19 protein-coding genes, 2 pseudogenes and 1 CRISPR repeat array are annotated in these 26256 nt (G+C 67.3%); of the genes and pseudogenes, 8 read left to right on the forward strand and 13 right to left on the reverse strand.

The window, feature by feature from the left end; translation table 11 throughout:
* Positions 1-19 precede the first annotated feature (19 nt).
* The 8 genes and pseudogenes from cas1e to ACFYW1_RS27910 form a co-directional block, all read right to left on the reverse strand.
* Positions 20-1012 carry a type I-E CRISPR-associated endonuclease Cas1e gene (gene cas1e, locus ACFYW1_RS27875; RefSeq protein ID WP_388998854.1) on the reverse strand — a complete coding sequence of 331 codons (993 nt, stop codon included), beginning with the start codon at positions 1010-1012 and terminating at the stop codon, positions 20-22.
* Complete coding sequence (cas6e, locus tag ACFYW1_RS27880) at positions 1009-1671, reverse strand: type I-E CRISPR-associated protein Cas6/Cse3/CasE (protein ID WP_388998857.1); 663 nt, start codon at positions 1669-1671, stop codon at positions 1009-1011. The genes cas1e and cas6e overlap by 4 nt, the downstream gene beginning before the upstream one ends.
* On the reverse strand, positions 1668-2531 hold the full coding sequence (cas5e, locus tag ACFYW1_RS27885; RefSeq protein WP_388998860.1) for a type I-E CRISPR-associated protein Cas5/CasD: 864 nt from the start codon (positions 2529-2531) through the stop codon (positions 1668-1670). The genes cas6e and cas5e overlap by 4 nt, the downstream gene beginning before the upstream one ends.
* On the reverse strand, positions 2528-3712 hold the full coding sequence (gene cas7e, locus ACFYW1_RS27890; protein ID WP_388998863.1) for a type I-E CRISPR-associated protein Cas7/Cse4/CasC: 1185 nt from the start codon (positions 3710-3712) through the stop codon (positions 2528-2530). Before cas7e ends, cas5e begins: the two co-directional genes overlap by 4 nt.
* 73 nt (positions 3713-3785) lie before the next feature.
* Positions 3786-4532 (reverse strand): type I-E CRISPR-associated protein Cse2/CasB, encoded by a 747-nt coding sequence (gene casB / locus ACFYW1_RS27895; protein WP_388998866.1) that lies wholly within the window; start codon positions 4530-4532, stop codon positions 3786-3788.
* Positions 4529-6139 (reverse strand): type I-E CRISPR-associated protein Cse1/CasA, encoded by a 1611-nt coding sequence (casA, locus tag ACFYW1_RS27900; RefSeq protein ID WP_388998869.1) that lies wholly within the window; start codon positions 6137-6139, stop codon positions 4529-4531. Before casA ends, casB begins: the two co-directional genes overlap by 4 nt.
* Positions 6140-6326: 187 nt before the next feature.
* Positions 6327-9194, reverse strand: a complete 2868-nt coding sequence (gene cas3 / locus ACFYW1_RS27905) for a CRISPR-associated helicase Cas3' (RefSeq protein WP_388998872.1) — start codon at positions 9192-9194, stop codon at positions 6327-6329.
* A gap of 170 nt (positions 9195-9364) precedes the next feature.
* Positions 9365-11163: direct repeats of the CRISPR family, unit length 29 nt; unit sequence GTGCTCTCTGCGCGAGCGGAGGTGAGCCG.
* A 101-nt stretch (positions 11164-11264) separates the two neighbouring features.
* Positions 11265-12031 (reverse strand): annotated as a pseudogene (locus ACFYW1_RS27910) (IS6 family transposase).
* Positions 12032-12154: 123 nt separating this feature from the next.
* Between ACFYW1_RS27910 and ACFYW1_RS27915 the strand changes: the two are divergent.
* Positions 12155-15583, forward strand: coding sequence for an NACHT domain-containing protein (locus tag ACFYW1_RS27915; RefSeq protein WP_388998875.1), 3429 nt, complete (start codon positions 12155-12157; stop codon positions 15581-15583).
* Between the two features lie 269 nt (positions 15584-15852).
* On the opposite strand, the gene ACFYW1_RS27920 is transcribed toward ACFYW1_RS27915, so the two are convergent.
* Both ACFYW1_RS27920 and ACFYW1_RS27925 read right to left on the reverse strand, forming a co-directional pair.
* Positions 15853-16977, reverse strand: a complete 1125-nt coding sequence (locus ACFYW1_RS27920) for a transposase (protein WP_388998878.1) — start codon at positions 16975-16977, stop codon at positions 15853-15855.
* A complete protein-coding gene (locus ACFYW1_RS27925; RefSeq protein ID WP_388998881.1) occupies positions 16904-17443 on the reverse strand; it encodes a transposase domain-containing protein in 540 nt (179 codons plus the stop codon). Before ACFYW1_RS27925 ends, ACFYW1_RS27920 begins: the two co-directional genes overlap by 74 nt.
* Before the next feature lie 990 nt (positions 17444-18433).
* Here ACFYW1_RS27925 and ACFYW1_RS27930 point away from each other — a divergent pair.
* The 4 genes from ACFYW1_RS27930 (at position 18434) to ACFYW1_RS27945 (ending at position 21087) form a co-directional block, all read left to right on the forward strand.
* A complete protein-coding gene (locus ACFYW1_RS27930; protein WP_388998884.1) occupies positions 18434-18697 on the forward strand; it encodes a hypothetical protein in 264 nt (87 codons plus the stop codon).
* A 366-nt stretch (positions 18698-19063) separates the two neighbouring features.
* Positions 19064-19555, forward strand: a complete 492-nt coding sequence (locus tag ACFYW1_RS27935; RefSeq protein ID WP_388998887.1) for a hypothetical protein — start codon at positions 19064-19066, stop codon at positions 19553-19555.
* Positions 19556-19682: 127 nt separating this feature from the next.
* A complete protein-coding gene (locus tag ACFYW1_RS27940; RefSeq protein WP_388998889.1) occupies positions 19683-20087 on the forward strand; it encodes a hypothetical protein in 405 nt (134 codons plus the stop codon).
* 169 nt (positions 20088-20256) lie between these two features.
* The gene (locus ACFYW1_RS27945) at positions 20257-21087 is read left to right on the forward strand and encodes an SAM-dependent methyltransferase (protein WP_388999154.1); all 831 of its coding nucleotides are present in this window, start codon (positions 20257-20259) and stop codon (positions 21085-21087) included.
* Here ACFYW1_RS27945 and ACFYW1_RS27950 read toward each other — a convergent pair.
* Both ACFYW1_RS27950 and ACFYW1_RS27955 read right to left on the reverse strand, forming a co-directional pair.
* Positions 21084-22022: a DUF5753 domain-containing protein gene (locus ACFYW1_RS27950; protein ID WP_388998892.1), complete on the reverse strand. Its 939-nt coding sequence runs from the start codon at positions 22020-22022 to the stop codon at positions 21084-21086. The genes ACFYW1_RS27945 and ACFYW1_RS27950 overlap by 4 nt on opposite strands.
* Before the next feature lie 86 nt (positions 22023-22108).
* The gene (locus ACFYW1_RS27955) at positions 22109-22342 is read right to left on the reverse strand and encodes a DUF397 domain-containing protein (protein ID WP_388998895.1); all 234 of its coding nucleotides are present in this window, start codon (positions 22340-22342) and stop codon (positions 22109-22111) included.
* A 701-nt stretch (positions 22343-23043) separates the two neighbouring features.
* Between ACFYW1_RS27955 and ACFYW1_RS27960 the strand changes: the two genes are divergently transcribed.
* From ACFYW1_RS27960 to ACFYW1_RS27970, 3 genes and pseudogenes are all read left to right on the forward strand, one after another.
* Positions 23044-23928 carry a DUF5655 domain-containing protein gene (locus tag ACFYW1_RS27960; protein ID WP_388998898.1) on the forward strand — a complete coding sequence of 295 codons (885 nt, stop codon included), beginning with the start codon at positions 23044-23046 and terminating at the stop codon, positions 23926-23928.
* 433 nt (positions 23929-24361) lie between these two features.
* Entirely contained in the window at positions 24362-24538 is a 177-nt protein-coding gene (locus ACFYW1_RS27965) for a hypothetical protein (RefSeq protein ID WP_388998901.1), read from the forward strand.
* An 8-nt stretch (positions 24539-24546) separates the two neighbouring features.
* Positions 24547-24747 (forward strand): annotated as a pseudogene (locus ACFYW1_RS27970) (cupin); the annotation flags it as partial.
* Between the two features lie 28 nt (positions 24748-24775).
* On the opposite strand, the gene ACFYW1_RS27975 reads toward ACFYW1_RS27970, so the two are convergent.
* A protein-coding gene (locus tag ACFYW1_RS27975) for an IS3 family transposase (protein ID WP_388998904.1) occupies positions 24776-25986 on the reverse strand; the annotation gives its coding sequence in 2 pieces (ribosomal slippage) (positions 24776-25689 and positions 25689-25986; 1212 coding nt in all).
* Positions 25987-26256 lie beyond the last annotated feature (270 nt).

Raw genomic sequence — 26256 nt, forward strand, 5'->3', positions numbered from 1 at the left:
CGTTCTTCCAGTGGGTGGGTCACAGCGGTTTCCCGTGGTTGACGCCGGCGGGTACGGAGCCGGTGACCGGGTCCCACAGGTCGACCATTTGTTCTTCGGGGTCGGGGCGTTCGTAGGTGTGGTTTGGGTCGAGGAGTTGCTGGATGTCGGTGACGATGCGGGGAAGGAGTTGGAAGAGGCGGAGTTCGTGGCGGAAGGAGCGGCGTGCTTCGCTTTCGGGGTTGGGCGATGCGTGGAGGGAGAAGGCGAGGGGGATGGTCAGTTCGGCTTTGTAGAGGTCGGCGATGTCGTACACGAAGGCTTGTTGGTTGCCGCTGTGGACGAAGCCGAGGGCCGGTGAGCAGCCGAGTGCGGTGATCGCGGCGTGCACGATGCCGTAGAGGCAGGTGTTGGCCGAGGACAGGGCGAGGTTGACGGGGTCTTGGCTGTCCCAGGAGGCGGGGTCGTAGGAGCGGCGGAAGCGGCCGATTTTGTATTGGCGGGCGAGGAGTTGGTAGTGGGCTCTGACGCGTTGGCCTTCCATGCCGCGGAGTTTGTCGAGGTTGGTTCCGCCGGTTGCGGTGCCGTCTCCGAAGTGGAGTTCGTACATGGCCTGGGCGATGGCCAGGCGGTGGGGGTCGCTGGCCCAGGCGCGGGTTTGGCGTTCGAGCCAGAGGGTGGTGAGGGATTCGGGGACGGCTGCTGAGTAGCAGCGGACGCCTCCGGATCCGGTGGTGAGGACGGTGGTGCCGTTTCTGGCGAAGGTGGTGAGGGCGCGGGCGGTGATGGAGGTGCCGGGGCCGAGGAGGACGCAGCTGAGGGCTGCGGTCGGGAGGTAGACGGTCTCTGTTCCTCGTTGCTCGCTGGTGACTTCTGCGCAGACTCCGGTGTCGTCCTGGTGGATGCGGACGATGTCGAGGTAGAGGAAGGAGAGGGAGTCGGCGATGCGGGGGAGCATGGCGACGGTGGGTGCGGCGAGTTTGCGCCGGGCGTTGCTGGTGGTGAGGGGGGCGGTTGTGGGGCGTGGGGTCATTGGGGCTGCCTTGTGGGAGCGATGCTGAGGAGGCCGCAGCCGTAAGCCTTGCCGCGTCCGATGCCGTTGAGGATTTTTGTCCGGAGCAGGTCGGTGTCGATGATGGCTGCGGTGCCGTCGAACTGGGTGCGGGCGTGGCGGATGCGCTGGGTCGGGGCGTCAGGGGAGTGGCGTTCTCCTTGTATGGCGTCCAGGGGGTGGGAGTGGAGGGTGAGGGGTTTGAGGCCGCTGAGGTCGGCTTGGCGGAGCCACCATTCGTCGGCTGCCGGGCCGGTGAGCGGGACGACGGGCGGGAGGTTGTAGAGGGCGCGGGTGGTGGCGCCGGGTTTGCGGACGGGGCTGGCGACGCAGCGGTAGCGGATGGGAAGGCCGGGGCGGATGGCATCGATGAGGGTGTCGAGGGGGCGGGTGAGCGCGGTTCCGTAGCCGTCGGGCAGGCGGTTGGTGTCGGGTTCGTGGGTGGATTGGATGAGCAGGTGCGGCCCGGTGGGGGTGTCTTCGGTGCGGAAGAGGACCCCGAAGCGTGCGCGGGGGTCGGGGCCGACGTCGGACGGGAAGAGGCTCATGATGCGGCGGTGCATGCCGATGGGGCCGCTGAGGTCGCGGCGGGCGTTCCGGCAGCGGGTGTCGGGGACGATCCGGGTGAGCCAGAGGGTCATCGTCGGCTCCCTTCGGTGGTGTTCAGCCGGGTGTCGAGGTAGTGGCCCAGCGCAGTGAGCTGTGCTTTCCCCAGTCCGGCGAACTGGGAGGAGGGGAGGAGCAGGGTGCGCCGGTACAGAGGCCGGGCGCGGTAGGCGCGTTGGCGGGGGTGGTAGCTGAGGGGCTGGTCGTTGAGTTCGCCGGAGGGGTGGGAGCCGTCCTCGCCGGTGTCGCTGGTTGTGGAGGGCAGGGCGGGCAGGTGGTTCAACGGGCGGTCGGCCAGGAATTCCACCGGTCTGCCTCCCGGTTCTGGGCCGGTGGCCGGGCGGGCGGCGAGGGGCAGGTGGATGAGGTGGTGCAGTGCGTCGTCGCTCTTCCCGAGCAGGACGGGGCCTTCGGGCGGGCAGGAGCGGCGCCCGAGGTGCAGGGGCCAGTGGGGGCTGCGCAGGGCGTCGGCGCAGCGGTCGAGGAGTGCGTGGTCCTCGGTGGCTGGCCGGGGGATGGTGAGGGCGAGGGTGAAGGCGGCGTCAGCCAGGTAGTAGCGGTGGGTAAGCAGGGTTCCGGTGTCGCCGGTGCGTTTTTTGCCTTCGGCTGTGGTCACGGTGGCTTTGGCGGGAAGTCCGCCGCCGACGGTGTGCAGGTCGCGCAGCATCACGCCGGGCCGGTCGGTCCGCACGGTCATGTGCAGTGCTGTGAGGTCGTTGATGGGCTGGCCGCGGCGTCGTCCGAGGGCCGAGGCGAGGAGGCCGATGACGCCGGAGCGGGTGGGGAAGGCGGCGGTGTCGCGTTCGTTGAAGTGGCTGTGCAGGCCCCAGGACTGGAGGGGACCGGCCAGGCGCAGGAGGAGTCCTGGTTCGGGGGCGGGGAGAAGGGTGCTCATGCGGCGTCTCCGGCGGGGTGCGCGGGCAGAGCGTTGTCGAGAGCGGCGTCGATGAGGGTGTCGAAGCTGGTGTGGCGGGTGCCGAGTCCGTCGAGGTCCTTGGTGTCGACTCCGGCCCAGCCGGAGCCGAGGATGCTGCTGGTGCCCAGGAGCCGGTTGGCGGTCTCGGCGTACTCGGAGAGGGCGGTGCGGGAGGTGTCGGCGAAGCCGCCCTGCCCGGACGCGGCGACCGGGCTTTCGAAGGCTGCGGCGTAGGAGAGGGGCCGGTCGGTGCGCACGGAGATGTGGGCGAGGTCAGGGATGGTGTGGGGGGCTGTGGAGTTCTTCTTCGCCTGGGGCAGGGACAGGATGAACGCGCTGAGGAAGGCGGCAGCGAGTTCGCGGAGCTCGGCGGGGTTTTCGCCGGTGTTGGCGGCGAGATCGCGGAGGTCGATGGTGGCGTACCGGTAGAAGGTACCGGCGCTGAATTCGCTGTGGCCCATGTGGCCGCTGCCGGTCTGGTCGCCCCAGGCGGCGGTGATGTCGTCCACGGCGGAGAAATAGTCGAGTTCGACATCGGTCTCGTGGGTGGTGAGGGCGTGGGCGACCTGGACGGCGCCGTCGACACCGGCATTGTCGACCTCGGCGAGCATGCGGCCGAAGAGGTTGATGACGCCGTTGCGGGAGCGGAAGACTGCCTCGACCCGGTCGACGGGCAGGACGCTCTTGTCCGCGGGCTTCTTGATGTCTTTGGCCCCTTGCAGCGTCTCGCGGTACTCCTCGGCCAGATCAGCGAGTTCGGCGACAGCGCTCTGGGGGACGTAGACCATCGCGTTGGTGAGGACCTTGTTGGGGACGCTCTGCTTGGCGTCTGCCGGGTCCTTCGCGAGTTCGAACTTGATGCTGCTGGCCGCAGCCGTGTGCGCCCCTGCCTTCTCGGCGAGATCCAGCGGCCACTGCCGTTCCTCGGCGAGGAGGCGGGTGACGCGCTCGCCGATGCGGCGGGTGCGCAGGGCAGCCTGGCCGATTCGGTCCTCGAACATGCCGCGGACGGCCCGCTTCCAAGACTGGCTGCTGACCCGGGTGCGCAGCACATTGCCGTACTGGACCGTTTTGACGGAGTTCGTGTCATCCCGGTTCAGGTTGGCGAACGGGACACTCTGGATGATGTGGATGTCGATGAAACGGGCGGCCATGAGCATGCTGGTGTGACTCCTTCGTGCGGATGGGCGTGACGGGTGTGCTGTGTGGTTCATGGGGCCGGTGAGGGCGCGGTCAGGAGGAGGCGGGAGCCACAGCCGGATCTGCCGAGAGTTCCTTCTCGTCGGCGTCATCGGCCCGTTGCGCGGCAGCCTTGTCCCGCAGCCGATAGAAGTCCTGGAGCCAGGTGCGCGAGATCCGCCCGGAGCGACGGCGCCAGAGACTGATGTCGTCGAGCAGCTGCGCCCAGTCGACCTCCACGCCCAGCGAACGCAGGTATCCGACGGAGGCCGGAAGGTGCCGGTGCAGGCCGTTGACGCTCTGACGGGTGAGGAGGTTGAGGCGGCTTTCTGCGGTGCTTGCCCGCATTTCCTTTTCCCTGCCTGGCCCTTCGGTGACGGCGGTGGCAAATGCCGTGCCGAGACTGGTGCGCCGCCACCGGGTGCTGGGAGATGGCTTCTGCTCATCGGGCCGTACCGGATCAGCGGCGGTGGGGGCCGGTGGCGCCGATGCGCTGCGGGGCTGGGCGGCGATCATCGCGGCGACGGTGTAATACGCCCGTTCCACGTCCGCGGAGCGGGGCTCGGGCAGCCACGGGGCGACCAGGCGGTGCATTCGCTGCACCGAGTCGAGATCCTTCCGCAGTCCGCTGCGCAAGGCACTGCGGGCTCCGGCGTCTTCGCGGCAGATCCGCTCGATCCAGTTGGTGTACGCGCGCGAGCGGCCGGTCTGCTGTGTGCTGCTCTGCTGCGGGATCTTCCCGGCCGCCGTATCCGGCGGGCCGGCGATGCCGCCGGTGGCTGGCGGGGGAGTGGTCGTCATCCGGTGATCTCCTTGGTCTTCGCGCGGGGGCCGGGTTCGGCCTGCCGGTTCTTCGGTGTTCCGCCGTAAAGCTCGATGCGGGCCTGCGAGACGGCCTTCGCGCCGCGCAGCGTGCGGGTGACAGGCGCGGTCACCGTGTCGTACGCCTCCTCGGCCAGGCGCAGGAACGCCCGGCGGGTGGCTGCCGGGTCGAAACCACCGTCGACGACGTTCCCGGTGCGGTCCAGGAGACGGAAACGTGCCCAGAACTCGGCCTCGGCACGAGGCCAGTACCGGGCGCCGCCCTCTGCGGCCCAGGCCGCGCCATCTGCCTTGGCATCCCTGACGTAGGAGACCCAGGCGCGTTTGACCGCCCGGTCCAGACGCCGCCCGTACAGTTCCCCGAACTGCCGCAGGCGACCCACCGCGGGAACAGTGCGGGCGTCGTTGTGCTCGGCGAATCCGAGGACGGCCGGGGTACTGGCGTCGATGAACTGCGTGTCCTTGGCCTGACCCTCCTGGTCGAAGCCGAGCGCCCGCACCCGCAGGTCCTCGGACACCTCGACCGCGCTGTGGAACACCCGAGGCTGCTGCGGGTGTGCACTGCCGGCGGGCGGATGCTGCAGCAGCAGGGCATCCAGGTCCCGCCACAGTGCCCGGCCTGCGTCGGCCGGACGCGGATACCGGTTGCCCTGCTGACTGACCTGCCAGATCAGGTAGTCGTCCTCCCGCGGCATCCGCTCCCCCCGGTACGCCCAGGTGATGAATGCGTCTTGTACATGAGTGCTGTCCTGGTCCGGAACCAGGAGCAGCGCGTGCTGGGAGCGGCCGGTATGCCGGGAACGCGGCCCCCGGGACTCCCTCGGCGGGCTGTCCGGATCGGGCAGCTCGTCCTGTTCCCACGGGCACAGGTCCTCCTCCCCTCGCACACCGGTATCCGGCGGCACCAGACCGGCGAGCAGCGTCTCGAAGAGAGACGTGCCTTCGGGGTGGTAGGACAAAGCGGTCCGCAGCGGGCCGGCGGTGGCGCTCGCGCTCTTCACCCCGTTCACTTCGCGGGCCGAACAGCGACCGGACGGGCCGTAGTAGTGCCACACCAGGAGACTGAGGAAAGCGTCGGACGCGGTGGGCGGCTCAGCTGCAAGGTCCGAGTCGTGCCGGAACCAGGAGTGGTTGTTGCCCGAGGGCCGGGTGACGATGAGCTTGTTGACACCGGCGGTCCTTGTGACATCGCACTGGTCCGCCAGCCGGGGATCCTGCATCCACGGGCGACCGCCAGGGGCGAACAGGAAGAACCGGTCCTCGAACCTCCTGAAATACGCATCGATCTCTCCGGCCGGAAGTCGGCCCGTGTCGAGAATATCCAGCCGGCGTTCGTCCCAGTCGCCCTCGGGGCCCTGCTCGCTCAGGCCGGCCACCCCGGCCGTGAGTGCGTAAAGGATCCGGAGCAACGCCGCGTGCGCGGGCGCGTCGGCGACGGCGAGGCACTCGATGTCGTGGCTGCGCAGCAGGAGTTCACGCAGCCCCACCCGGTCCGGGAACCCGCCTGCAGCAGAGGCGGCGCTGCCGGGTTTCCAGCGCACGGGGACACACGGCTGGTCGATCAGGTTGTACGTGCCGGTTGGCATGGCTGTGTCCTGTCGTCATTGCAGAAAGTGCGGCGCTGGGGTGGAAACCGATGCCCCCGCTGCACGCTGCCGGTGCCCCAGCCCTGCGTACCGCAGAGCTGCTGCGGACGGTGGCAACTTGACTGCAGGAGCCCGCACTTGGAACATACCGGAAGCGTGTGGGTCAAGTGGTGAGAATGTGAATAATTCATTCGGCTTCGAGGCCGACCTCGGACAGAAAGATCGTGTAGCGCCCGTGCCGGCACCTCCAGGTGCCGTCCCCCACGGGGCTCATGCTCAGCAGAACGAGGTCGCGAAGCGAAGGATGCGTCCCCCACTTCTGAGGAACGGCCCCAGCAGGCTCGCCGCCCCGCAGCCATCGCCCCGGCACCGGCGCCACCCGCCGCGCAACATTGGCCAGCTCCGCCGCTTTGAGCCCGTGCCTGCCCCCGGCAGGAACCGGTTCCTTGCCCCCGGGGTCGAGCGTCACCGCCCCGTCCGCCTGTTCATAAAGACAGAGCACCCGGCCGGTGTCAGCACCGAGACGGGTCGTCAGCAACTCCTCGGTCACCCCCGCCTCCCGCCGGGAGAGCTTGCTGAGGTCGCCCTGCACATCCGCAGGCGCACAGATACCGGTCCACGCCGCGAGATGCCGCTCGGCAGCCTCCTCCGCCACCCGTTCCTCATCCAGCCGAGCCAGCTCCTCACGGGCCGCACCCTCCAGCCCGTCGACGAAGTCCTCCTCGTACACCTCGTCCACCAACCGCTGCACCCCACCAGGAACCGCGATACCCTCCCCGGCACACTTCGCCAGAATCAGGGAAGTGCGCCTGAGCAGCCCCGCGTCATAGACCTTCCCCCACGAACGCGGGACGGAGCCGTCGGGTACAGCCAGCGGATCGAGCACGACCAACTCCGGTTCGTCCTCCGCCGCCGCCCACCGCTGACGACCAAGAGGACCGCGTTCATGCCGCCGCCCACGTCCGGCACGCTGCAACAGCTGCGCCAGCGGGGCAAGATCACTCACCACCAAATCGAAATCGAAGTCCAGGGACTGCTCCACCACCTGCGTCGCCACCAGCACCGACGCCGCACGTGCCGTAACCGCTCCCCCCGAGGAGCAGGGCTTGCCGTACGTGCTTTCGCAGCAGGCCGTGATGGACGCCCGCACATCCGCCGGAAACCGGGAGTGCAGCAACCGCAACCCACCCGGCCGGGCCACCAGAGCGGGGAACGCCACCCGCACATCCCGGTACGTCTGCTGGGCCTCGGCCACAGTCGTGCAGCACACCAGCACCGTGCCGCCCTCCGCGACCACGGGAGCCAGCACCTCCCGCAGCGCCGCACGCCGACCCCCTTCCCGAACCGTCGCACCAGCCGACTCCGCGGTGTCCCACACCACCGGCCGCCGTGACACCTTCAGAGTCCGGGCACGATTGCTCGCGGTACCCCGCGCAGCCGACACCTCCCCCGAGACCCCGCTCGCGAACAACCACCCCGGATACCGCGGAACCACACGAGACGGTTCACGAAACCCGGCACCACGCCGATACGCGTCAACCAGTGAACCGGCCGAACGGCCCGTCAGTGTGGCCGACAACAGCACCACCGGGGCACCCATCGCGCCCAGCCACTCCAGAAGCCGCACCAGGAGCTGATGCATCCACGGACCGTAGGCATGCGCCTCATCAACCACGAACACCTTGCCCGATAACCCGAACAGCCGCAGCGCGTTGTACCGCAGAGGCAGCACGGCACTCAGGGCCTGGTCGATCGTGCCCACACCCAAGGGCGCGAGCAGCCCACGCTTCGAACCCCGCAACCACCCATCCGCCTCGACGACTGTCCCCCTGCCAGTACTCATCACACCCTCGCCGACCAGCGCTTCAGAAGCCGCTTCACCCTCACCGCCCGGGGGGCTCAGCCATGCCATCGAATGCAACAGCATCAACGCACGCTCACCGGACAGGGACCGGGAAGCGAACGCCTCCACCCGCGGCCGCATCGCGTCCGCCGTACCCATCGTCGGTAATGCGAAGTACAAACCCCGGGCCCCCGACGCCCGCCCCAGCAACGAAGACGCGAACAACGCCGCCTCCGTCTTCCCGTCACCGGTCGGAGCTGTCACCAGCACCAGCCCAGCCCCGTGCTCATCGACCAGGCCGGGAAGATGCTCCGCCAGATCCCGCTGCAGACTGTTGGGCGTAAACGGGAACATCGCGCTGAACTCCTCAGCCGAGAACCGAGCCCGACCCAACCGTGCAGCCCGCACCAGCCCCGGCGCGGCCTTCACCGCTGCCTGCCAGTGCGCATCGACCTCCTCCGCCGTACCCGACCAGCCAGAAGCAGGAAGACGCGGCTCGATCACGGACGCTTGGCTCGCCAGCCAGTCCGCCACCACGACCAAACCGGCCACGACTACAGCCAGCCCGGCAGGCAGCCCACCCACAGGAACTGCGAACGCCCCCATGGCGCGCCGAAGCTCCTCGAAATGCGCTCGTCGCTGATCAGCCCAACCTTGTGCCCCCAGACCAGCGTTGTACCTGCTAGCCTGTGCCGTTTCCTTCGCCTTCAGTACTGCTCCGAAAAGGCCGTGATGGCCACCCAACAGCTGTGCGACCTGATGACCTACAGATTTTCGGAGCAGACGCCCATCACTGGGATAGCCTGCCGCCGTGAACAGTTCGGTAAGAGCCCAGTGCGATGCGATCTCGTGGCGGAAGCTCTTCTCGGCCTCGGCACCTGGTGCACTGACGTAGAAGGGATCGTTGCGAACCGGGCCGTAACAGTAGGGGAGCTGGGCCTGGAACGGGGGCGTGATCTTACCGACGTCATGCAATCCGGCCCAGAACGAGACCAGCGTCCGAGCCTCCGTCATGCTCAGACCGAGTGCATCTGCTATGGCAGCCCGGGTCTTGTCGCTCAGAACGACGTCCCAAAGTTCCTGGAGCACCGCCCCAGTGTCCAGAAGGTGACACACCACGGGATACGGTCGCGACAGTCCGTGCTCCTTTCCCCACATGCGAGTGTCCAGAAAGCAGTTCTCTGAGGAGTCGACGCCCTCATGCTTCACCATGTGCTCAGGGATAGCACCCCGCACTGACAACAGCCCCAAATAGCCCGATGTGCTTGCGATATGAGGATCGAGCCTTACACTCGCTGCGCGACTACGGCGAATCGAGATACATGCACTACGAGACTTGGAAAAGAAAGCGCAAAGGGGTCGAATGGGTGCAGGTCGCGAAGGGTGCTCTCTGCGCGAGCGGAGGTGAGCCGGGCCGAGGCGATGATGGAGATCCCGATGATTGGTGCTCTCTGCGCGAGCGGAGGTGAGCCGATCCCGGCCGCGATCATCGGCTACGCCACCGCGTGCTCTCTGCGCGAGCGGAGGTGAGCCGCTGGTCGCGGCCGGCCTGTGGCACGAGCACGGGTGCTCTCTGCGCGAGCGGAGGTGAGCCGCTGGTCGCGGCCGGCCTGTGGCACGAGCACGGGTGCTCTCTGCGCGAGCGGAGGTGAGCCGGTAGGGGAGCGCGCCGGGGTGCACGGCGGTGAGTGCTCTCTGCGCGAGCGGAGGTGAGCCGTACAACCTCCCGGGGCTCCTGCTCGCCGTGCTGTGCTCTCTGCGCGAGCGGAGGTGAGCCGTGGTCGGTGTCGACTTCGATGAGGTGGGTGCCGTGCTCTCTGCGCGAGCGGAGGTGAGCCGATCGATACCCGTCCCGAGGAGGAGCAGGAGGCGTGCTCTCTGCGCGAGCGGAGGTGAGCCGTCGTCGGCGAGGCGCTCGGCCTCGACCTTGACGTGCTCTCTGCGCGAGCGGAGGTGAGCCGCCGCTCCGCGGTCGCCTACGGCGAGCCTGGACGTGCTCTCTGCGCGAGCGGAGGTGAGCCGAACCGGATGACGCTGAAGAACGTGCTGTACGGGTGCTCTCTGCGCGAGCGGAGGTGAGCCGCGCCGTCCCCGTAGGGGAATCGCTTCGGTTGCGTGCTCTCTGCGCGAGCGGAGGTGAGCCGATGCTCCCGCACCTCCAGCGCGGCGAACTGGTGTGCTCTCTGCGCGAGCGGAGGTGAGCCGGAGACGGCGGACGCCGACTCTGCCGCCGGGGAGTGCTCTCTGCGCGAGCGGAGGTGAGCCGCCCCAGTCCTGGGCCTGCCACTCCTGCGTTTTGTGCTCTCTGCGCGAGCGGAGGTGAGCCGCTCATCGACGACCGGATCCGGGAGCTCGTGGAGTGCTCTCTGCGCGAGCGGAGGTGAGCCGTCGCCCCGCAGCGACTCGATGTCGGCCCGCGCGTGCTCTCTGCGCGAGCGGAGGTGAGCCGATCATTTCTCGGAGTCGGCGGGCCCCGTTGTTGTGCTCTCTGCGCGAGCGGAGGTGAGCCGGCCTGCACGGGGCAGAACCCGCAGATCTGGACGTGCTCTCTGCGCGAGCGGAGGTGAGCCGCTGCGCGACCCGAGCCAGGCCATGGCGCGGGAGTGCTCTCTGCGCGAGCGGAGGTGAGCCGTCGAGGACGGCCCGCCAGTCGTGCCAGGCCGCGTGCTCTCTGCGCGAGCGGAGGTGAGCCGGACCTTGAGGGGGCAGCGGCATGAGCGCGAGCGTGCTCTCTGCGCGAGCGGAGGTGAGCCGCCCAGGACACCCGCCGGGCCCGCTGGGGCGGTGTGCTCTCTGCGCGAGCGGAGGTGAGCCGGCCGCACCGGCCTCCTGCTCGTTGACCTGCGGGTGCTCTCTGCGCGAGCGGAGGTGAGCCGTTCTCCGCGCAAGCGGAGGTGGCCCGTCGCGTGTGCTCTCTGCGCGAGCGGAGGTGAGCCGGACGAGGAGGACCGGCAGGAAGCCGCCCCGGCGTGCTCTCTGCGCGAGCGGAGGTGAGCCGATGGCCGACCCCACCGAGACCCCGGGCATCGAGTGCTCTCTGCGCGAGCGGAGGTGAGCCGCCACTTGTTCCAGTCCGGAGTCCGGCCCAGCGGTGCTCTCTGCGCGAGCGGAGGTGAGCCGGCGACCGAGCCGAGGAGATCTGATGCCCCGCAGTGCTCTCTGCGCGAGCGGAGATGAGCCGGCCGCGTCCGAACCTCCTGCGGCAGGCGCTGTCACGTTGTTGGGTGTGTGAGTGTCTGGTGGTGTGTCGGGGCATGGTGGGCCCGTGGTCCGGGCCTGTGTTCAGGCCGTGGTGGGCCGGCCGACAGCGCCGGTGATCTGGTCCCAGATGGCGAAGCGGATGGTCATCTCGGCTCGGTGTTCGGGGCGGTCATCAGGTGGCGGCGGGGCCGGAAGTGGGGTGAGATGCCGCTGAACGCGGACAGGAACCGCTGGGCTGCGCCGACGCTGCGGAAGCCCTTCATCGCGCGTTCACGCTGCCGAGTGGGCTGGTGGCTGTTCTCGGCCCGGTTGTTCAGGCCCTTGCGGGAGCGGCGTTCGACCGAGGGCATGACCTCGCGGTGGGCTGCGCCGTAGGAGCGGAGCTTGTCCGTGACGATCACGCGTGGCACCGCGCGTGTCTTCTTCATCCGCCGGCGGAAGAAGCGCCGGGCGGCGGCCTTGTCCCGGCGGCTCTGCACGAGGATGTCGAGCACGCTGCCGTCGGCGTCGACGGCCCGCCACAGGTACTCCCGCTCCCCGTTGACCTTGATGAACACCTCGTCCAGATGCCATTTATCCCCGGGCCGGGGCCGGCGGCGACGCAGTCCGTCGGCGTAGGCCTGCCCGAACTTGGCGCACCACCGCCGGACCGTCTCGTAGGAGACGATCACGCCGCGCTGGAGCATCAGCTCCTCGACCTCGCGGAAGCTGAGCGGGAAGCGGAAGTACAGCCACACGCAGTGGGAGATCACCTCGACCGGGTACCGGTGCCCCTTGTACGACGGCGACGTGCTCCCCACGGACGATCCCCCTCCACCATGATCAACCCGAGGCCCCTCCCACGCCATCCGCCAACGTGACAGTGCCCTCGGCTCGGCTGAGCTGCGGATCTTCCGGGCGGGGCCGGTACGGACCGCCCAGGACGCCGTAGGATCGCAGTGCAGGGGTCATCGCAGTTCCAGGGGGCAGAGTTGGAACCCACGGTCATCGGCGCGCGGCTGGCCTCGGCCGCCATCGGCCCGCTCATCAAGAAGCTCTTCGTCAGCGAGGGCCCCGGGGCGGGACTGGTCGACAAGCCTGTCCGCATCTCGGCGTACGTTTCCTTCAGGGGCGAGAAGCGCACCCTCACCGACGCCGATGTCGGCCGTCTGGCCGACCGGCTCGTCAAACAGGCCCTGCGGGCTGGCGAGCGGCCCGTCGCGGCCGACGAACAGCAGGCCGTCACCGACGCCCTCGCAGTCACGCTGCGTGCCCTCGGCGACATTACGGTCACCGACCTCGACGCGGTCCGCCTCGGCCACTCGGAGTTCGCCCGTTCCCTGCGGCGTGCGAGCGGCTCCCCCGAACGCCATCTGTCGGCCGACGGCACGTACTTTTACGAGAGTCTGCTCGACACGGCCTGCCTGCATATCCTGCACTTCTTCACGCGGCGCTCGACGTTCGTCGCCCACGCTCTGGTCGAGCAGGCCCGCAGCCTCGGCGAACTCGTCGTCAAGCTCGACGAACTGATCCGCCGCAACCCGCTCCCTGGTGGTGAGGACGCCGTCTTCGAGCAGCGGTATCTCGCCCACGTGGCGAAGAAGCAGGGCAAGCTGACCATCTACGGCATCGACCTCAACAATTCCCCACGACGGTGGCCGCTGGACGTGGCCTATCTCAGCCTCCATACGTCACCATCGTTGAACCGGGTGGTACTGGATCAGCTCCTCGGTGACGCGGCCGCAGCCGCAACCTCCGATGAGCGTGCGGCCGTCCTGCTGAGCGCGGCGACCGTCCGGTCCGCGACGGACGACGGGGAATGCGTCGTGTTGAACTCCGCCTCCGTGGAGAAGTTGTGGTCACTGCGGGCGGAGACGAGAAAGCACCCGGCGCGCGAGCCCGCCGACCCCGGTCGGGCGGGCCTTCTCCTTCGGGAGCTCAGCCAGTCACTAAACAGCCTGCACTCGGGCCTGTTCACCCCTCAGCCCGCAGATCGTGCCCTCGCCACCAGCCACCGTGTGCTGCTGCGCGGCGAGGCCGGGTCGGGCAAGACGACGCTGGTCCAGTGGCTCGCGGTCACCGCCGCCCGCCAGGACCTCCCTGACGACGCTGACTACTTGTACGACCGCATCCCGTTCGTCCTCCCCCTGCGTACCCTGACACGCAACGGCAAGGACCTCCCCTCCCCCAAGCGGTTCCTGGCCGCCACCAGCTGCCCCCTCGACGGCTCCCAGCCCGATGGCTGGGAGCACAGGGTGCTGCTCGCAGGGCGCGGTCTCCTCCTCGTCGATGGCATCGACGAGATACCGGACCGCGAGCGCGAGCGGGCTCGGAGGTGGCTGCGGGACCTCGTGGAGACCTACGACGGTGATAACCGCTGGCTGATCACGTCCCGTCCGGCGGCCGTGGACCGGGACTGGCTCGCCGAAGAGGGTTTCACCGGGCTGAGCCTTGCGGCGATGGACCCCTCCAGCATCGCCACGTTCATCCGCCGCTGGCACCACGCGGCGTGCGCCGACGGCGAGGACGACGCCGACCTGGAGAGGTATGAGGCGCAGTTGCTCACCGCCGTCCGCACCGACCCGGGGCTGGCCCGGCTGGCTACTAACCCTCTGATGTGCGGGTTGATCTGCGCTCTGCACCGTGACCGCCGGGGCTACCTCCCTCACGGCCGCAAGGACCTCTACGAGGCCGCGCTCTCGATGCTCCTCAGCCGCCGCGACCGGGAGCGGGACATGGAGGGTCCAGAGCTGGCCGACGACCCCCAGCTCGACGTACTCCAGCGGCTCGCGTACTGGCTGATCAAGAACGGCCACACCGAGATGGACCGTGCGCGTGCCGAGTCCATCATCGGCCGGGCCCTTCCTTCGGTGCCTGAAGTGGCCGCGCTGGGCGACGCGTCAGCCGTGTTCGACCACTTCCTGCAGCGCAGCGGGCTGCTCCGCGAGCCTTCCCTCGACTCCGTAGACTTCATCCACCGCACCTTCCAGGATTTCCTCGGTGCCCGGGCGGCACTCGAAGAGGGTGACTTCGGTCTGCTCAGCGAGCACGCGGCCGATGACCAATGGGAGGACGTCATCCGTATGGCAGTCGCCCTGGCCCGCGCCCGTGAACGCGTGACGATCTTCGAGGCGCTGCTGGCCCAGGGGGACCGGGCCGTGGAGCAGCGGGTGCAGGCCAGGATCTACCTGCTCGCCGCCGCCTGTCTGGAGCACGCCACGGCCCTCGATCCCGCCATTCGCGAGGCCGTGGAACAGCGCACCGCGACCCTGGTCCCGCCGGGAAGCGAAGCGGAGGCCCAGGCCCTCGCCGAAGTCGGCCCGCTGATCCTGCACCTCCTGCCCGGGCCCGATGAACTGAATGACGACGTGCCCGCCTTCAACGTGGTCGTCGCTGCCTCACACATCAAGTCCGACGCCGCCGTCGCCTTCCTCTCCCGTTTCGCCGACCACTCTTTCGTGCCAATCCGCCTTCATCTCCTTTGGGCCTGGTCACGCTTTGACACGGCGCGGTACGCCGAGGAGGTCGTCGCGCGACTGGACCTGACCGGGCTAAGCTGCACGATCCAGTCCGACGAGCAGTTGCGTCAGCTGATCCGTCTCAGGGTGCATCCAGACGGCCTGGACATCAGGACTGGGGTCTCCCTGGAAGCCCTGGCCATGTACTCCGCCGAGCAACCGTTCGCGTCTCTTTCCGTGTCCAGCAAAGAGATCACCGACCTGAAGTTCCTCACTGGGCAGACGCGGCTGCGTTCCCTCATCATCGACGACTGCCCTCATCTAACCGATCTGTCAGCCCTGACCGGACTCCCGATCCGCTATCTGGACATCTCCACCACCCGCTCCGACCTGGACCTGCGCCCGTTGTCCCAGCTGCCGGAGCTGACGACGCTCACGCTCACCGGCCCCGCGGATCTACGCTGGTCCCTGGCGGACCTACCTAGGTCGACCTCACTCCACGTACTGAAGGTGGCGGGCAGCATGCGCCCCGAGGGAGGCGTGCGGGGCATCGGCGACTTCCCGGGAATGAAGAGCCTCACCCTCAACAGCCCGTCGTGCCCCGCCTCCGCCGAGGAGTGGGCCGAGATCCGCTCCCTGTCCCGTCTCACTGAGCTCAGCACGACCGCCGTTTCCTTGGAGGCACTGCCGTCGGACGCGGTCCTCGGTGGTGTCTCTCATCTGGAGCTGTCCGGAGGAGGCGGTGACCGCGTTGTCCAGGCGGCGGTGCGGCGGCTGCCCTATGTCTTCCCCGGGCTGGTGGTTTGTGAGTTGAGCGGGGACATGGCGGCGGAAGGGGACATCGACGTCACTCCGCTGGCCGAACTGACCTGCTTGCGGGACGTCATCATCGCGATCTCCCGGGACCGTGTGCGGGGCCTCGGCGCCCTGGATGATCCGTTGACCGTCACTCTTCTCGTGTGAGGCCGACGCCAGCCGGGACGGCACAATGCCGCCGGTCACGGAAGATGACGCTTTCGCTCCCCGGGGTGTGAGGCGTCGCCATAATGGTGGGTCACCACCCGTGCCCCCGCCGTCGACCGGTTCCCGGTCGTCTCTGTCGGTGCCGGTCCCGCCAGGCTCACGAGCACTCGCTTTGATGAGTTGAGTGCTTACAGTCCGGCTTCGCGACCTTGCCGCGGACCCTGTTGGGAACGGGTACGGCCACCGCTTGATCATCCAATGCCACGAAGTTAAGCGTCAGTTGACGTTGTCAAGACCTCCGGAAGTGGGAGCTTGCACGTGCTCGGTGCCGTGCGCACGAGTCGGCCGTTGCGTGCCCAGTAGCAGAGCTGCGCGTTGAATCCGCTGAGTACGCGTCCGGAGGCAGAGAGGCCGAGGTTTCCTGCGATGTCGCGGGCGTGCATGGCCTGATTGAGGTGCTCCGCCAAAATCCGGCAGACCTGCCCCCAGCGACCGGCGGCGAGCCGGTCCGGGGTATGCGCGGTGGGAAGAGCCGGTGGACGCACGGTGATCACGATGGCGGTGATCGGCGTGCTGTCGCGAGGTCGCTCGTCACGGTTCCAGATGGCATAGCGGGACGTTCCGCACTTGACGATGAGAGCGGACAGCCGCATTCGGCGCTTGGGCAGCAGTGCCCGCAGGACGCGGGTTCCGATGTGTCCGACCAGGTCGGGGCGTCTGGTCGGGGCTGCGGTTGCGGTCGTTCCAGGGGCGCTGACGACCGTGTCGCGCGCGGCTTCCAGGGCCACGGTGAAGCCAGCTCGGTCAGGATCGCAGCCGGACACTGTTTCCACTGCGGTCACCATTATGGAGCGCAGGGCCTGGTAGATGGTCAGGAGTGCCCATGTTTCCTGGGTGAGGCCCATCGGGTCCTTCGACCGTAGAACGCGCCCCTTGAGCAGGGTGTGGCGTAGTGCCAGGTAGGCGGTCTCGATCTCCCAGTGCTCGTGGTAGAGACCCACCAGGCGGTCTGCCGGGCCTGTACGGTGGTCGCTCAACGTGGTGAGCAGGCGGTAGGTTCCGCCGAAGTCGCCGTCGGCGGAGCGGGAGCGGATCTCGGCTTCGATCACCCTCAGTCGGACGCCGCCGATCCGGGTGAGGTAGGAGCTGTCGGGCAGCAGCGCGAGCACCGGCGGGCGCCGGGTGCTGGTGGCGCGGATCAGGAACTGTGCCCCCTGAGCGGCGATGTCCGCGAGTAGTTTGTTGCTGTCGAAGGCGCGGTCTGCCAGCAGGAGCATGTCTGACGTCAAGTGGTGGACCAGGTCGTGTGCATAGTCGGTTTCACCCTTCGAGGCGGTGCCGAAGGCGGCAGCAATCAGTCCGCGGGTGCCGGTTTCGCACAAGGTCATCAGCATCAGCCGGGGGTAGCCAGAAGGGCCGTGCCGGCGCGGCGTGCGGCCGAGCCAGGACCGATTGCGCTCGTGGTCGGGGACGTTCAGACTCCCACAGCCGTCGAAGGCGACTGTCCGCCAGCGTCGGTACCGCACGCCGGGGGTGGACGGTTGGGCCAACGGGCCTGCCATCACCTCGAACAGCCGCTGGAACGGGGCCGCTCCGATCCTCCGACGCACGTCGCGAAGGGCCTTCTCCGACGTCTGTGGCACCGCAACGGCCAGTCCGGGCGCCGAGGTGCTCGAACAATCCGAGCGCGAGCACGAAGTACACCCCGACACGCGAGGGGAGAAGGCGTAGCCGTCGCTCGCGAGTTCCGGTCTCCTCCAACACCGCATCCACCAGTTCGGTTGGGATGACCTGTGTCAATTCGCCGACGTGTCCTGGCGCGAACACATCATCAATTCCGTACGTGACAGACTGTGTCACAGGGCCTCTGCTCTCTCAGAAGATCTTGGTCGATCCCCTGGGTAGCAGAGGCCCGTCTCGCGTTGCGGTCGCGCTTGACAACGTCAACTGACGCTTAACTTCGTGGCATTGCTCCAGCATCACACGGTGGCAGTAGCTCTCCGGCCGACCGCCCCGTCCTTCAAGCCACGCGGGCACCGGTAGCACCGCCTGGATGACCTGCCATTCCGCATCCGTCATGTCCGAGTCGTAACACCGCACGCGCTCCGGCCCGTCGGCCGCGTTATCGAACCCGTGTGCGAGGCAGTCACACGACAGGGACGGCGAGTTGGACTCCACACAGATGAGCGCGAAAGACCGCGGCAACAGGGCCTCCTGGTGATTGGTTTGGTTCGCACCCCGACCTACCAAGAGGCCCTGCTGTCATGCGCTGGCCCTCGCGCGATCACCCGAACAAGAACCCTGTTCGACCAGACCAGCCCCGCCATCGATAAGCGGATGACGTCTCAGTACAGCTCAGGGCCCCTACGTTGGGCGGCCGGGGTCCGACATCACCTATTCAAGTTCAGTTGCTGGTAAGTGGCGGTGAAGCTGGTTATCCAGTGACGGTTTCCCTCTGCGTCCCTGGGCTGGAGTTCTGGTTCTCAGGTGCACTTGCATGCTCGGAAGAAAGATGAAGCAGCTTTTTCACTCTTTAGGGTGGCTGGTGCCGCGGAACGGAAGGGCTTTTCACTGAGGGCGCGCCTTCCGGCTCGACTTTCATCCCGCTTTCCCTTCCGATTTTTCCGGAATGCGGGTGAAAATCTGGCGAACCAGCCTTGCCGATCGTTGCCTTGCCGCGCCGGACGGTACAAGGTCATTCCGCTTTCATGGACTTTCTTGGAATGGTGGCGGCTCTCCAACCCTGGCTACGTTGTGGTTCAGGGAAACGTGTAAGGGCTTCGAGGCAGGCGGTGAACCCCTCGAAGCCCTCACGTGTCCGTCCGGTTCCAACAAGAGAGGGAGCGCAGAGTGATCGAACACGTTGACCAGAAGCCTGTCAGCAGGTTTCTGGTATGTCCCGAGAATACCATTCCGGTTTTTAGTGCCGGCCGAACTTCGCTGTTGAGCGTTTTCGGCTTCACGCTGCGGTGGAGTTCCGTGCTGCTGGGTGCTCTGGTGGCCGCCGTTGTCCTGAAGGGCGAGCCGCCGTCGTACGAGGCGCTTGCAGTTCTCGGGCCTGTGGTGTGGGCGGACCGGACTGCTCTCACCTGTTTCCGTATCCGGCGCCGCTAGTTGGAAGGGGCGGGCCTCTCCGGGGCTCGCCCCAAGCGAGGGCGTGTCGCCGGAAGGGGGTTGAAGAGTGGCCGAGGGAGTGGGGGCGGAGTGACGGGCGCTAGGGACGAGAAGCGACGTGCTGGGAGGATGGTGGTCTTCAGCGACTGCGCATTCCAGGGGTGCAGGCGCCGGTTTCGTCAGCGACAGGGTGCGGGCCGGCCGCGGATGTACTGCCAGGTGGCCTGTCGGCGACGCGCGCAGTACGAGCGTGACCTCGCCGCTGCGGGGGATCGTCGCCGTTTCCGCTCGAAGCGTTCGCGAAGCACCCGCGGACGCGCAGGAGCGCCGGACGGTCGACGACTGTTCGGCCAGGCACTGCGAAACTTGTTCTGGCTGAGCGGGCTGACCGTGCATGAGGTCGCTGACCTTTCATGGATCCAGCCCGCTCGCGTGAAGGCGATTCTCGACGGTGACGTGGTGCCGGCCTGGCCGACGGCCTTCACGGTCATCTCCGTGATGCGCGGCTCACCCGACGAGGTTCGCTGGCTCTGGGAGTGGGCCCGAGGGCAGCGACCGCAGTGCCCGCTATCCCGCCCAAGGGCGGTGGACCGTTTCCAGGCGGCACTCAGAGGGCTCCGGCTCGCCTCACTGTCCGGCCCCTCGGCCCGGAACGAAACCGAGGCGCGTCTGCTCCTGGACCAGCCGGCCCTGCCCGGCCTCCTGGGGCACTGGGAAGTGGTGAGGGGACTGGTCGAAGACTTCGGCGCCAGTGCTGAACGGTTTCAGCCATTGTGGGAGCAGGCTCGCCGCGCCGCCTTGAGCACCCCTGAATTCCTCTCCCGTGATGAGGGCGGCGATAGTGCAGAAGTGGAGTGAAACCCGGGGTGCGGAGCGCGCCCGGCGTACCCAGCCTGCGTGTGGCGTGTCGGTATGGCGCGGTGAGGGGGCCCGTTCCTGCAGTTTGCCGTCTCTGGGGCCCCACGAGGCAGTGCTGGAGCTTCGGATGCCCGTCACATTCACCGCGTTCTGCACGGCCAGGCTGCCCGCTTACGTGCGGTTTGCTGCAGCCTGCACTGGGTGTCCGCGTACTGGCAGGGAGGTGGCGCAGGAGGCTCTCGGGGATCTCGCGACCGTCTGGGAGAAGGCGTTGCGCAGTGCGTCGCCGGCGGCGCTGTCCTGGGGGCTGATCAGCGAGAGGTGCAGCGATCGCGCCCGGTTGCGGTCCTGCGGATCGGTGTACCGAGTGCTTCCTCGCCTGTACGCCGACGCCGTCGTGCTGCGCTACCGCCTGGGCATCGGGCTGGCGGAAACTGCAGAGCTCATGGGCATTGACGAGTTGGAGGTCAACGGAATGCTGCGGTACGCGGCAAGGAGGGTGACTGAGGCCCGGCATATGCATATGACATAGATGGGCTGCGGCGCGGCCTTTCTCCCGGTGCTGAAGACGCTGGCCGGTGACTCAAAGTAGCGCCTCCAGTCTTTTTTCGTCCCTCGGAGTAGTGAAGCGGCTGGCCCTTGTAGAGAGAAACTCCTAGCATGGGCCACTACCCGAAAGGGATCCGACGCCGCACGGGGTGATGTGGCGCGGACGGGCTGCGGGGAGAAGTGTCATCCAACCCGACTTCGACACGCCCAGCGTGGCAAGAATGTACGACTACTTAATCGGTGGGCGTGACAACTATTCAGCTGACCGGGAAGCCTGTGCGGAGCTCTTGCGGATAGCTCCTAGTACGCGCGAGTTGGCGCTGGTTAATCGTGCTTTCCTCGTCCGCTCAGTTCGTTATCTGGCTGAAGAGTGCGGCGTTACGCAGTATATCGACCATGGTTCCGGTCTTCCTACGTCACCAAATGTTCATCAAATTGTCCAGGAGATTCATCCTGACGCTGCACGGGTAGTGTACGTCGACAATGATCCGATTGTTCTCGGGCACGGGAAGATGATGCTGGAGGAGGACACGGCAACCACCGCGGTGATACTCCAGGACATGCGGAAAACCGACGCCATCTTCGAAAGCGAAGAGGTCCGTCGGCTGATCGACCGCAACAAGCCGATCGCATGCCTCTTCGTCTCAGTCCTGCATTGCGTACCCGAGAAGGACGACCCGTGGAAACTGGTCCGGGACGTTACGCGCCGACTGCCGTCAGGTAGCTACCTCGTGATCTCCCAGCTCGCAAGCGACGACCCGCAACTCCGCTCTGATATCACGCAGTTCATGCGGGACACCACCGGAGGGAACTGGGGCGAGGTCCGCTCCCTGGCCGAGGTGAACCGGTTCTTCGACGGGTTGGAAATGGTGGAGGCCCAGGCGCCGTGCGAGGTCTCGCTCTGGCGGCCGGACGGTGAGCTCGGGCCTCGGCAGAAGACGAAGGAGTGGGTCGAGTTCGGCGGTGTGGCCCGTGTGCCTTAGCGTTTGCCGATAAGCCGCTGAATGTGCTCGTCGATGATCTTCATTGTCGCCTCCTTGCCGGCGGCTCCCATGAACAGAGTGGTGAGCCGCTGGCGGTGCAGCTCGACGTTCTTCTCGTCCCTCAGGTATGTCCCGCCCACATTGCTGGACTCGATATAGACGAGGTCGTCGCCGTGCCCCGGCCGCATCGTCAGCAGTGTCACCGAGTTGTGCGTGGGGACCAGGTCCGCGGGCGCGTCGAACGGCAGAACCCGGATGTGGATCCGCTGGCTGTTCTCCGCGATGTTTAGCAGATAGCGGAGCTGAGCACGCATGACAGGGGTGCTGTACTTCGTGCGCCGAAGCACGTTCTCGTCCAGAACCGCGTAGAAGTCCGGTGCGCCCGGCAGGAATAGGTGCATCTGGCGTTCTAAGCGGAAGGCCATGCGGCGGCGGAGTGCTGCGATATCCGGCTCGTGGAGCACACCCTCGGCGTCCGCTGCCGCCTCTGTCATGATCGCCTGCGCGTACTCCGGGGTCTGTAGCAGACCCGGCACGTGGTGAGCCTCGAAGGTGCGGATCTCGCTCGCGTCGCGTTCCTGGCTGAACAGTCGGTTGCCGTGGTCGGGGATGACGTCCCGGTACTCGGCGAACCACTCTTTCGCGCTCGCTTCTCTGGCCATGGCGAGGCAGGCTTCCAGGTCGCCCGGATCACCCTGGGTGTAAAGCTGTACCAAGCGGCGGACCTGGGCCTCGTGGACCTGGACCTTGCCGCCCTCGTACTTGCTGAGCATCGACGCCGAGCCGATCGCCCCGGCTGCCACCACGTCCTTCTGCAGCATCCGGGCTTCCTCGCGAAGCCGTCGCAGATGCCTCCCCAGGAGGTCAGCCGCGACGGCCGGCGACCTGCCGCCACCACCGTCCGGAACGACACCCAAATCCCGATCGGACATCATCACTCCTCGTCCCGCCACCGGCCAGGCGGCCAGTATTCCAGAGCGAAGAGTCAACGATGCCGGGACAGCGGTCAGCTATCCCCTTTTCAGACAGTCATGCCGTCGAACTCGCCGTCCTTCGCTCCCTGCAGGAACGCCTTCCACTCCCCGGAGTTGTAGACCAGTGCGGGGCCGTCGGCGTCCCGGGAATTGCGAAGAGCGACATAGCCTTCCCCGAGTTGTGCAATTTCAACGCAGTTGCCGCCGATGCCGTCACTGAGTGAAGACTTCACCCACGTAACGTCCGTGATCGCTTTCGCTGAAACGCCGTTGCTGTACATGCGTGTCACCTACCCTTTCGGTCCTGACCTGTGGTGATAGGAGAGGGAAGGGCCACGCCCACGGGTGGACGTGATCCGACCGGCCTCCGCTTTCATGTGCCCGTGAAAGTTCATGGGCGATGGAGGGCGATAGTGATCCTAGCCCCGGGAAAGGGGTGTCTGGCGTCCCTCGAAAGGGCGTTCCTGCGAGGTGAAAATATGATCGGCAAACGAAATGGCGATCTGTTCATGCCAAAGAGGCGGTGGCCTCGAAAGATTGGCCGACTAGAGTGCGGTGGCGAACGCTGGCTAAACGTGGCGGATTCTGGCAGATGCCTATTTGAGCGTTGAATCGCTTGCCTGGTTGGGGTGGTCGCGCCCCTGGTCTGGGCGACTCATCTTTCAGGTCACTTCGTTCAGGTCGCCTGATCGTTGACTGATATGTGGCGGGGTGCCGGTCCGGTCAGATGCCCTTCCCGCTCCGCTGCAACAGCCGGGCTGTAGAGGTGACGCCATCTATGCTGGGGCTGTCTTCGAGCAGGGGGAGCGCACTCGGGTATCACCTGCCGCAGGGCCCCGAAAATCGTCATCCCGTTGGTGGCGGGCCGGGCGAGGTGCGGACGTCCCGCCTGTGTTCACGTTTTCTTCACTGCGCCGAAGCTCCTCGCGGAAACAAATCCGCTTCTACCCGACGTTGACGCTCCCAAGCAAGGGAGAGGAAGGTGTTGGGCCTGAAGCTGTTCCACGTGGCGGAAAGCGGTGTGACCGAGGTCGTTCCGTATCTTGCTGACGTTGAGGCGGATGTGCAGGGCCTCGTTGAGGCACACATGGAGACGCTGCTGGGCGTCCGGTTCCTGGCGAGTGAGTACGGCACGGGGCCGGTTCACGGAGGCAGGATCGACTCGCTCGGTCTCGACGAGAACGGATCTCCGGTCATCGTCGAGTACAAGCGAGGCATCGACTCGGGCGTCATCAACCAGGGCTTGTTCTACTTGAGCTGGCTGATGGACCACCAGGCAGAGTTCGAGCACCTGGTCCGCGACCGGCTCGGGGTCACGGCCGCGGCACAGGTGCTGTGGAGCGGCCCGAGGCTGATCTGCGTCGCTGGCGACTTCACCCGCTACGACGTGCACGCGGTGCGCGAGCACCGGCGCAGCATCGACCTGGTCCGCTACCGCCTATTCGGCAGCGACCTGTTCGGCCTTGAGACCGTGGCCTCGGTCAGCGGCCGGTCGCCGGTCACCCGACGCGTTCGCCGACAGGCGGCCGGGCCTGGCGGCGGCCAGAGCGTGGCCCTGGTTGAACTGGCGCATGCGGTTGACGAGTCGCTGCTGGGGCTGGGCGACGGTGTGAACTCCGTCCAGCGCAAGACGTACCGGGCGTACCAGCGCCTGCGGAACTTCGCCTGCGTGTGCCCGCCCCAGAGGGCCAAGCTCCTCGTCTACCTCAAGGTCGACCCGAAGCAGATCGACCTCGTCCCTGGGTTCACCCGGGACGTGACGGGTCTCGGTCACCACGGCACGGGCGACCTGGAGGTACAGCTGCGCACACTCCGGGATGTGGAGCGCGCCCAGGAGCTGTTCCGCATGAGCTACGCGGCGGCGTGAAGCCCTAACGGGTCCTGGCCGATCACGATTCCACGCGTTGATTCGATGGTCGCCTCGGTGATGCCTCTCGACGTACCGGCAGGTAGTGGCGGTGGACCATCAATCATCTGCGGAATCGCCGGTTTGGCTAACCGGCGATTCCGCGGTAGTCGCCCTGCCTGACGGGGCTCCGAAGTCCTGCCTTTCGCCGCCATGGTGAGCGCCCTTGTTGTCACTCTGGCCCTCGCTCACACGCCCGGTCGATGAATCACACTCCTTCCGCCCGCCTCAGGCAGTTGTCCAGGCGGCAACCAGGCTCTCGCCTCCTTCCCTGAAAAGGGGCGGCCGCATCCTGCAGCACTGTCCGAATCCCGCCCTACTGCCGTGTGGTGGAGGCGGGTTAACTCAGACGTTCGCCTGGAACCGGGTGGTAGTGACCGAGAGGAGAGCGTCGATGGCAGACAGGGCGTCCACACAGATGTCGGGGGCGGGCCCCGCGCTTCTGATCGCGGTGGAATCGCTGGCGACCGCGCACGACCGTAGCGAGTCCGAACGGTCTGACGTCACCAGCTCGCAGAACAGTGCCGGCGACGACGGCGAGAACCGCGATCTGAACCTTCCGAAGGAGTAAGGGAATCCATGGAGCACCGGCTCGTCACTCACATCGAGAAAGCTCTCGGCTGGGACGGGCCGGGCTCTGTGGGGGCCGCTTTCGCGCGCGGCCGTCTCACGGACCCGGACCTGCCTGCCCGCCTGCTGACCCCGCACAAGCTGCTGGACCTGATCAAGCGCCGCCACCTGGCCAACCCGCAACTGCGCTGCTACGCCGAGGGCGAGGAGGGGCCTTGACCCCGGATCTTGAACACGCCTATGTGGCTTGGGCCAGGGTAGTTGATGCTGAGTGGAAGGTGTTCTCGTAGGCGATCGGGGATCGCTGTCCGAGGCGGGAATGCCGGCGTCGGGTGTTGTAGCGCGACAGCCAGCGGAAGGCGTCGAGTCGGGCCTCGCACTCGTTCGGCCAGCCCTTTCGCCCCTTCAGCGTCTCCCTTTTGAAGGTCGCGTTGAACGACTCGGCGGCGGCGTTGTCGGCGCTGGAGCCGACCGCGCTCATGCTCTGCCGAACCCCCGCTGACCTGCAGGCTTCGGCGAATGCCCGACTCGTGTACTGGGCCCCGTGATCGGTGTGCATCACGGCTCCGATGAGGCTGCCGCGGGTCCGGATCGCGGCGGTGAGGGCGTCGGTGACGAGTTCGGTGCGCATGTGGTCGGCGATCGCCCAGCCGGCCAGACGCCGTGAGCAGAGATCGATGACGGTCGCGAGGTAACAGAACTTCCCGCCGCCGATGGGCAGGTAGGTGATGTCGCCGACGTACTTCGTGTTCGGGGCCCCGGCGGTGAAGTCCCGGCCGATCAGGTCCGGTGCCTTCGCGGCGGCCGGGTCCGGGACGGTGGTGCGGTGCCGGCGTCGCAGACGGACTCCCTCGATCCCGATGGTCCGCATGATCCTCGCGACACGCTTGTGGTTGACCGCCCGGCCGGCGTCGTCGCGGAGTTCGGCGGTGATCCGCGGGGCACCGTAGGTGCCGTCGGATTCCTTGTGGACCTGGCGTATCCGGGCCGCGAGCCGGTCCTCGGCGGCCTGGCGGGCCGCCCGCGCGGGGGCGGTGCGGCGCCAGTAGTAGAAGCTGGAACGGGCGATCCCGAGAATTACGCAGAGCCGCTTGACGCCGTATCGGCGCTGATGATCGTCAACGAACTGGCAGCGGTTCACCAGCGCGTCTCCCCGGCGAAATACCGGGCAGCCTTGCGGAGAATGTCGCGTTCTTCCTCCAGCTCACGGATCCTCTTCCTCGCGGCGGCCAGCTCCGCCTGAACCGCGTCACCGCCAGACTGCGGAGCGGCCGTCGGCGCGGAGTGGGCGCCGGAGCGGCGCCCGTCGGCGGCCCGGATCCAGTTCCGCAGTGTCTCGGTGTTCACTCCGAGGTCGGCGGCGACCGACTTGATCGTCGCTCCCGGACGCGACCGGTACAGCGCGACTGCGTCCGCCTTGAACTCGGCGGGGTAGTGCTTCATCCCCACGGGGACTCCGTTCTCCTGGACCATCAAGATCCAAGTCTCTCCGGTGTCCAAGATCCGGGGTCAGGGCCCACCTTTCGGCGGCAACAACCTCACCGCCCGGCAGTACGAGTCCTGTCCGTCCGCGGACGACACGTGGACCGTGTCCTTCAACAATTCGGTGAGAACGTCGGGCACCTATACGGTCTGTGCCATCTGCCTCCCCGCGACCCAGGCGTCCCTGATGCCTCCCAGCGGACGGTAATCCGTGTGATCCTCACCAGGGACCATGTC

Origin of the sequence: Streptomyces sp. NPDC002669 (assembly GCF_042889165.1) — a bacterium.
Lineage (GTDB): Bacteria > Actinomycetota > Actinomycetes > Streptomycetales > Streptomycetaceae > Streptomyces.

Bases quoted from the DNA above. Each gene is read 5' to 3' on its own strand.
- cas1e (WP_388998854.1), bottom strand. From the start codon at position 1,012: ATGACCCCACGCCCCACAACCGCCCCCCTCACCACCAGCAACGCCCGG.
- cas6e (WP_388998857.1), bottom strand. From the start codon at position 1,671: ATGACCCTCTGGCTCACCCGGATCGTCCCCGACACCCGCTGCCGGAAC.
- cas5e (WP_388998860.1), bottom strand. From the start codon at position 2,531: ATGAGCACCCTTCTCCCCGCCCCCGAACCAGGACTCCTCCTGCGCCTG.
- cas7e (WP_388998863.1), bottom strand. From the start codon at position 3,712: ATGCTCATGGCCGCCCGTTTCATCGACATCCACATCATCCAGAGTGTC.
- casB (WP_388998866.1), bottom strand. From the start codon at position 4,532: ATGACGACCACTCCCCCGCCAGCCACCGGCGGCATCGCCGGCCCGCCG.
- casA (WP_388998869.1), bottom strand. From the start codon at position 6,139: ATGCCAACCGGCACGTACAACCTGATCGACCAGCCGTGTGTCCCCGTG.
- cas3 (WP_388998872.1), bottom strand. From the start codon at position 9,194: ATGGTGAAGCATGAGGGCGTCGACTCCTCAGAGAACTGCTTTCTGGAC.
- ACFYW1_RS27920 (WP_388998878.1), bottom strand. From the start codon at position 16,977: ATGCTGATGACCTTGTGCGAAACCGGCACCCGCGGACTGATTGCTGCC.
- ACFYW1_RS27940 (WP_388998889.1), top strand. From the start codon at position 19,683: ATGCCCGTCACATTCACCGCGTTCTGCACGGCCAGGCTGCCCGCTTAC.
- ACFYW1_RS27945 (WP_388999154.1), top strand. From the start codon at position 20,257: ATGTGGCGCGGACGGGCTGCGGGGAGAAGTGTCATCCAACCCGACTTC.
- ACFYW1_RS27950 (WP_388998892.1), bottom strand. From the start codon at position 22,022: ATGATGTCCGATCGGGATTTGGGTGTCGTTCCGGACGGTGGTGGCGGC.
- ACFYW1_RS27955 (WP_388998895.1), bottom strand. From the start codon at position 22,342: ATGTACAGCAACGGCGTTTCAGCGAAAGCGATCACGGACGTTACGTGG.
- ACFYW1_RS27965 (WP_388998901.1), top strand. From the start codon at position 24,362: ATGGCAGACAGGGCGTCCACACAGATGTCGGGGGCGGGCCCCGCGCTT.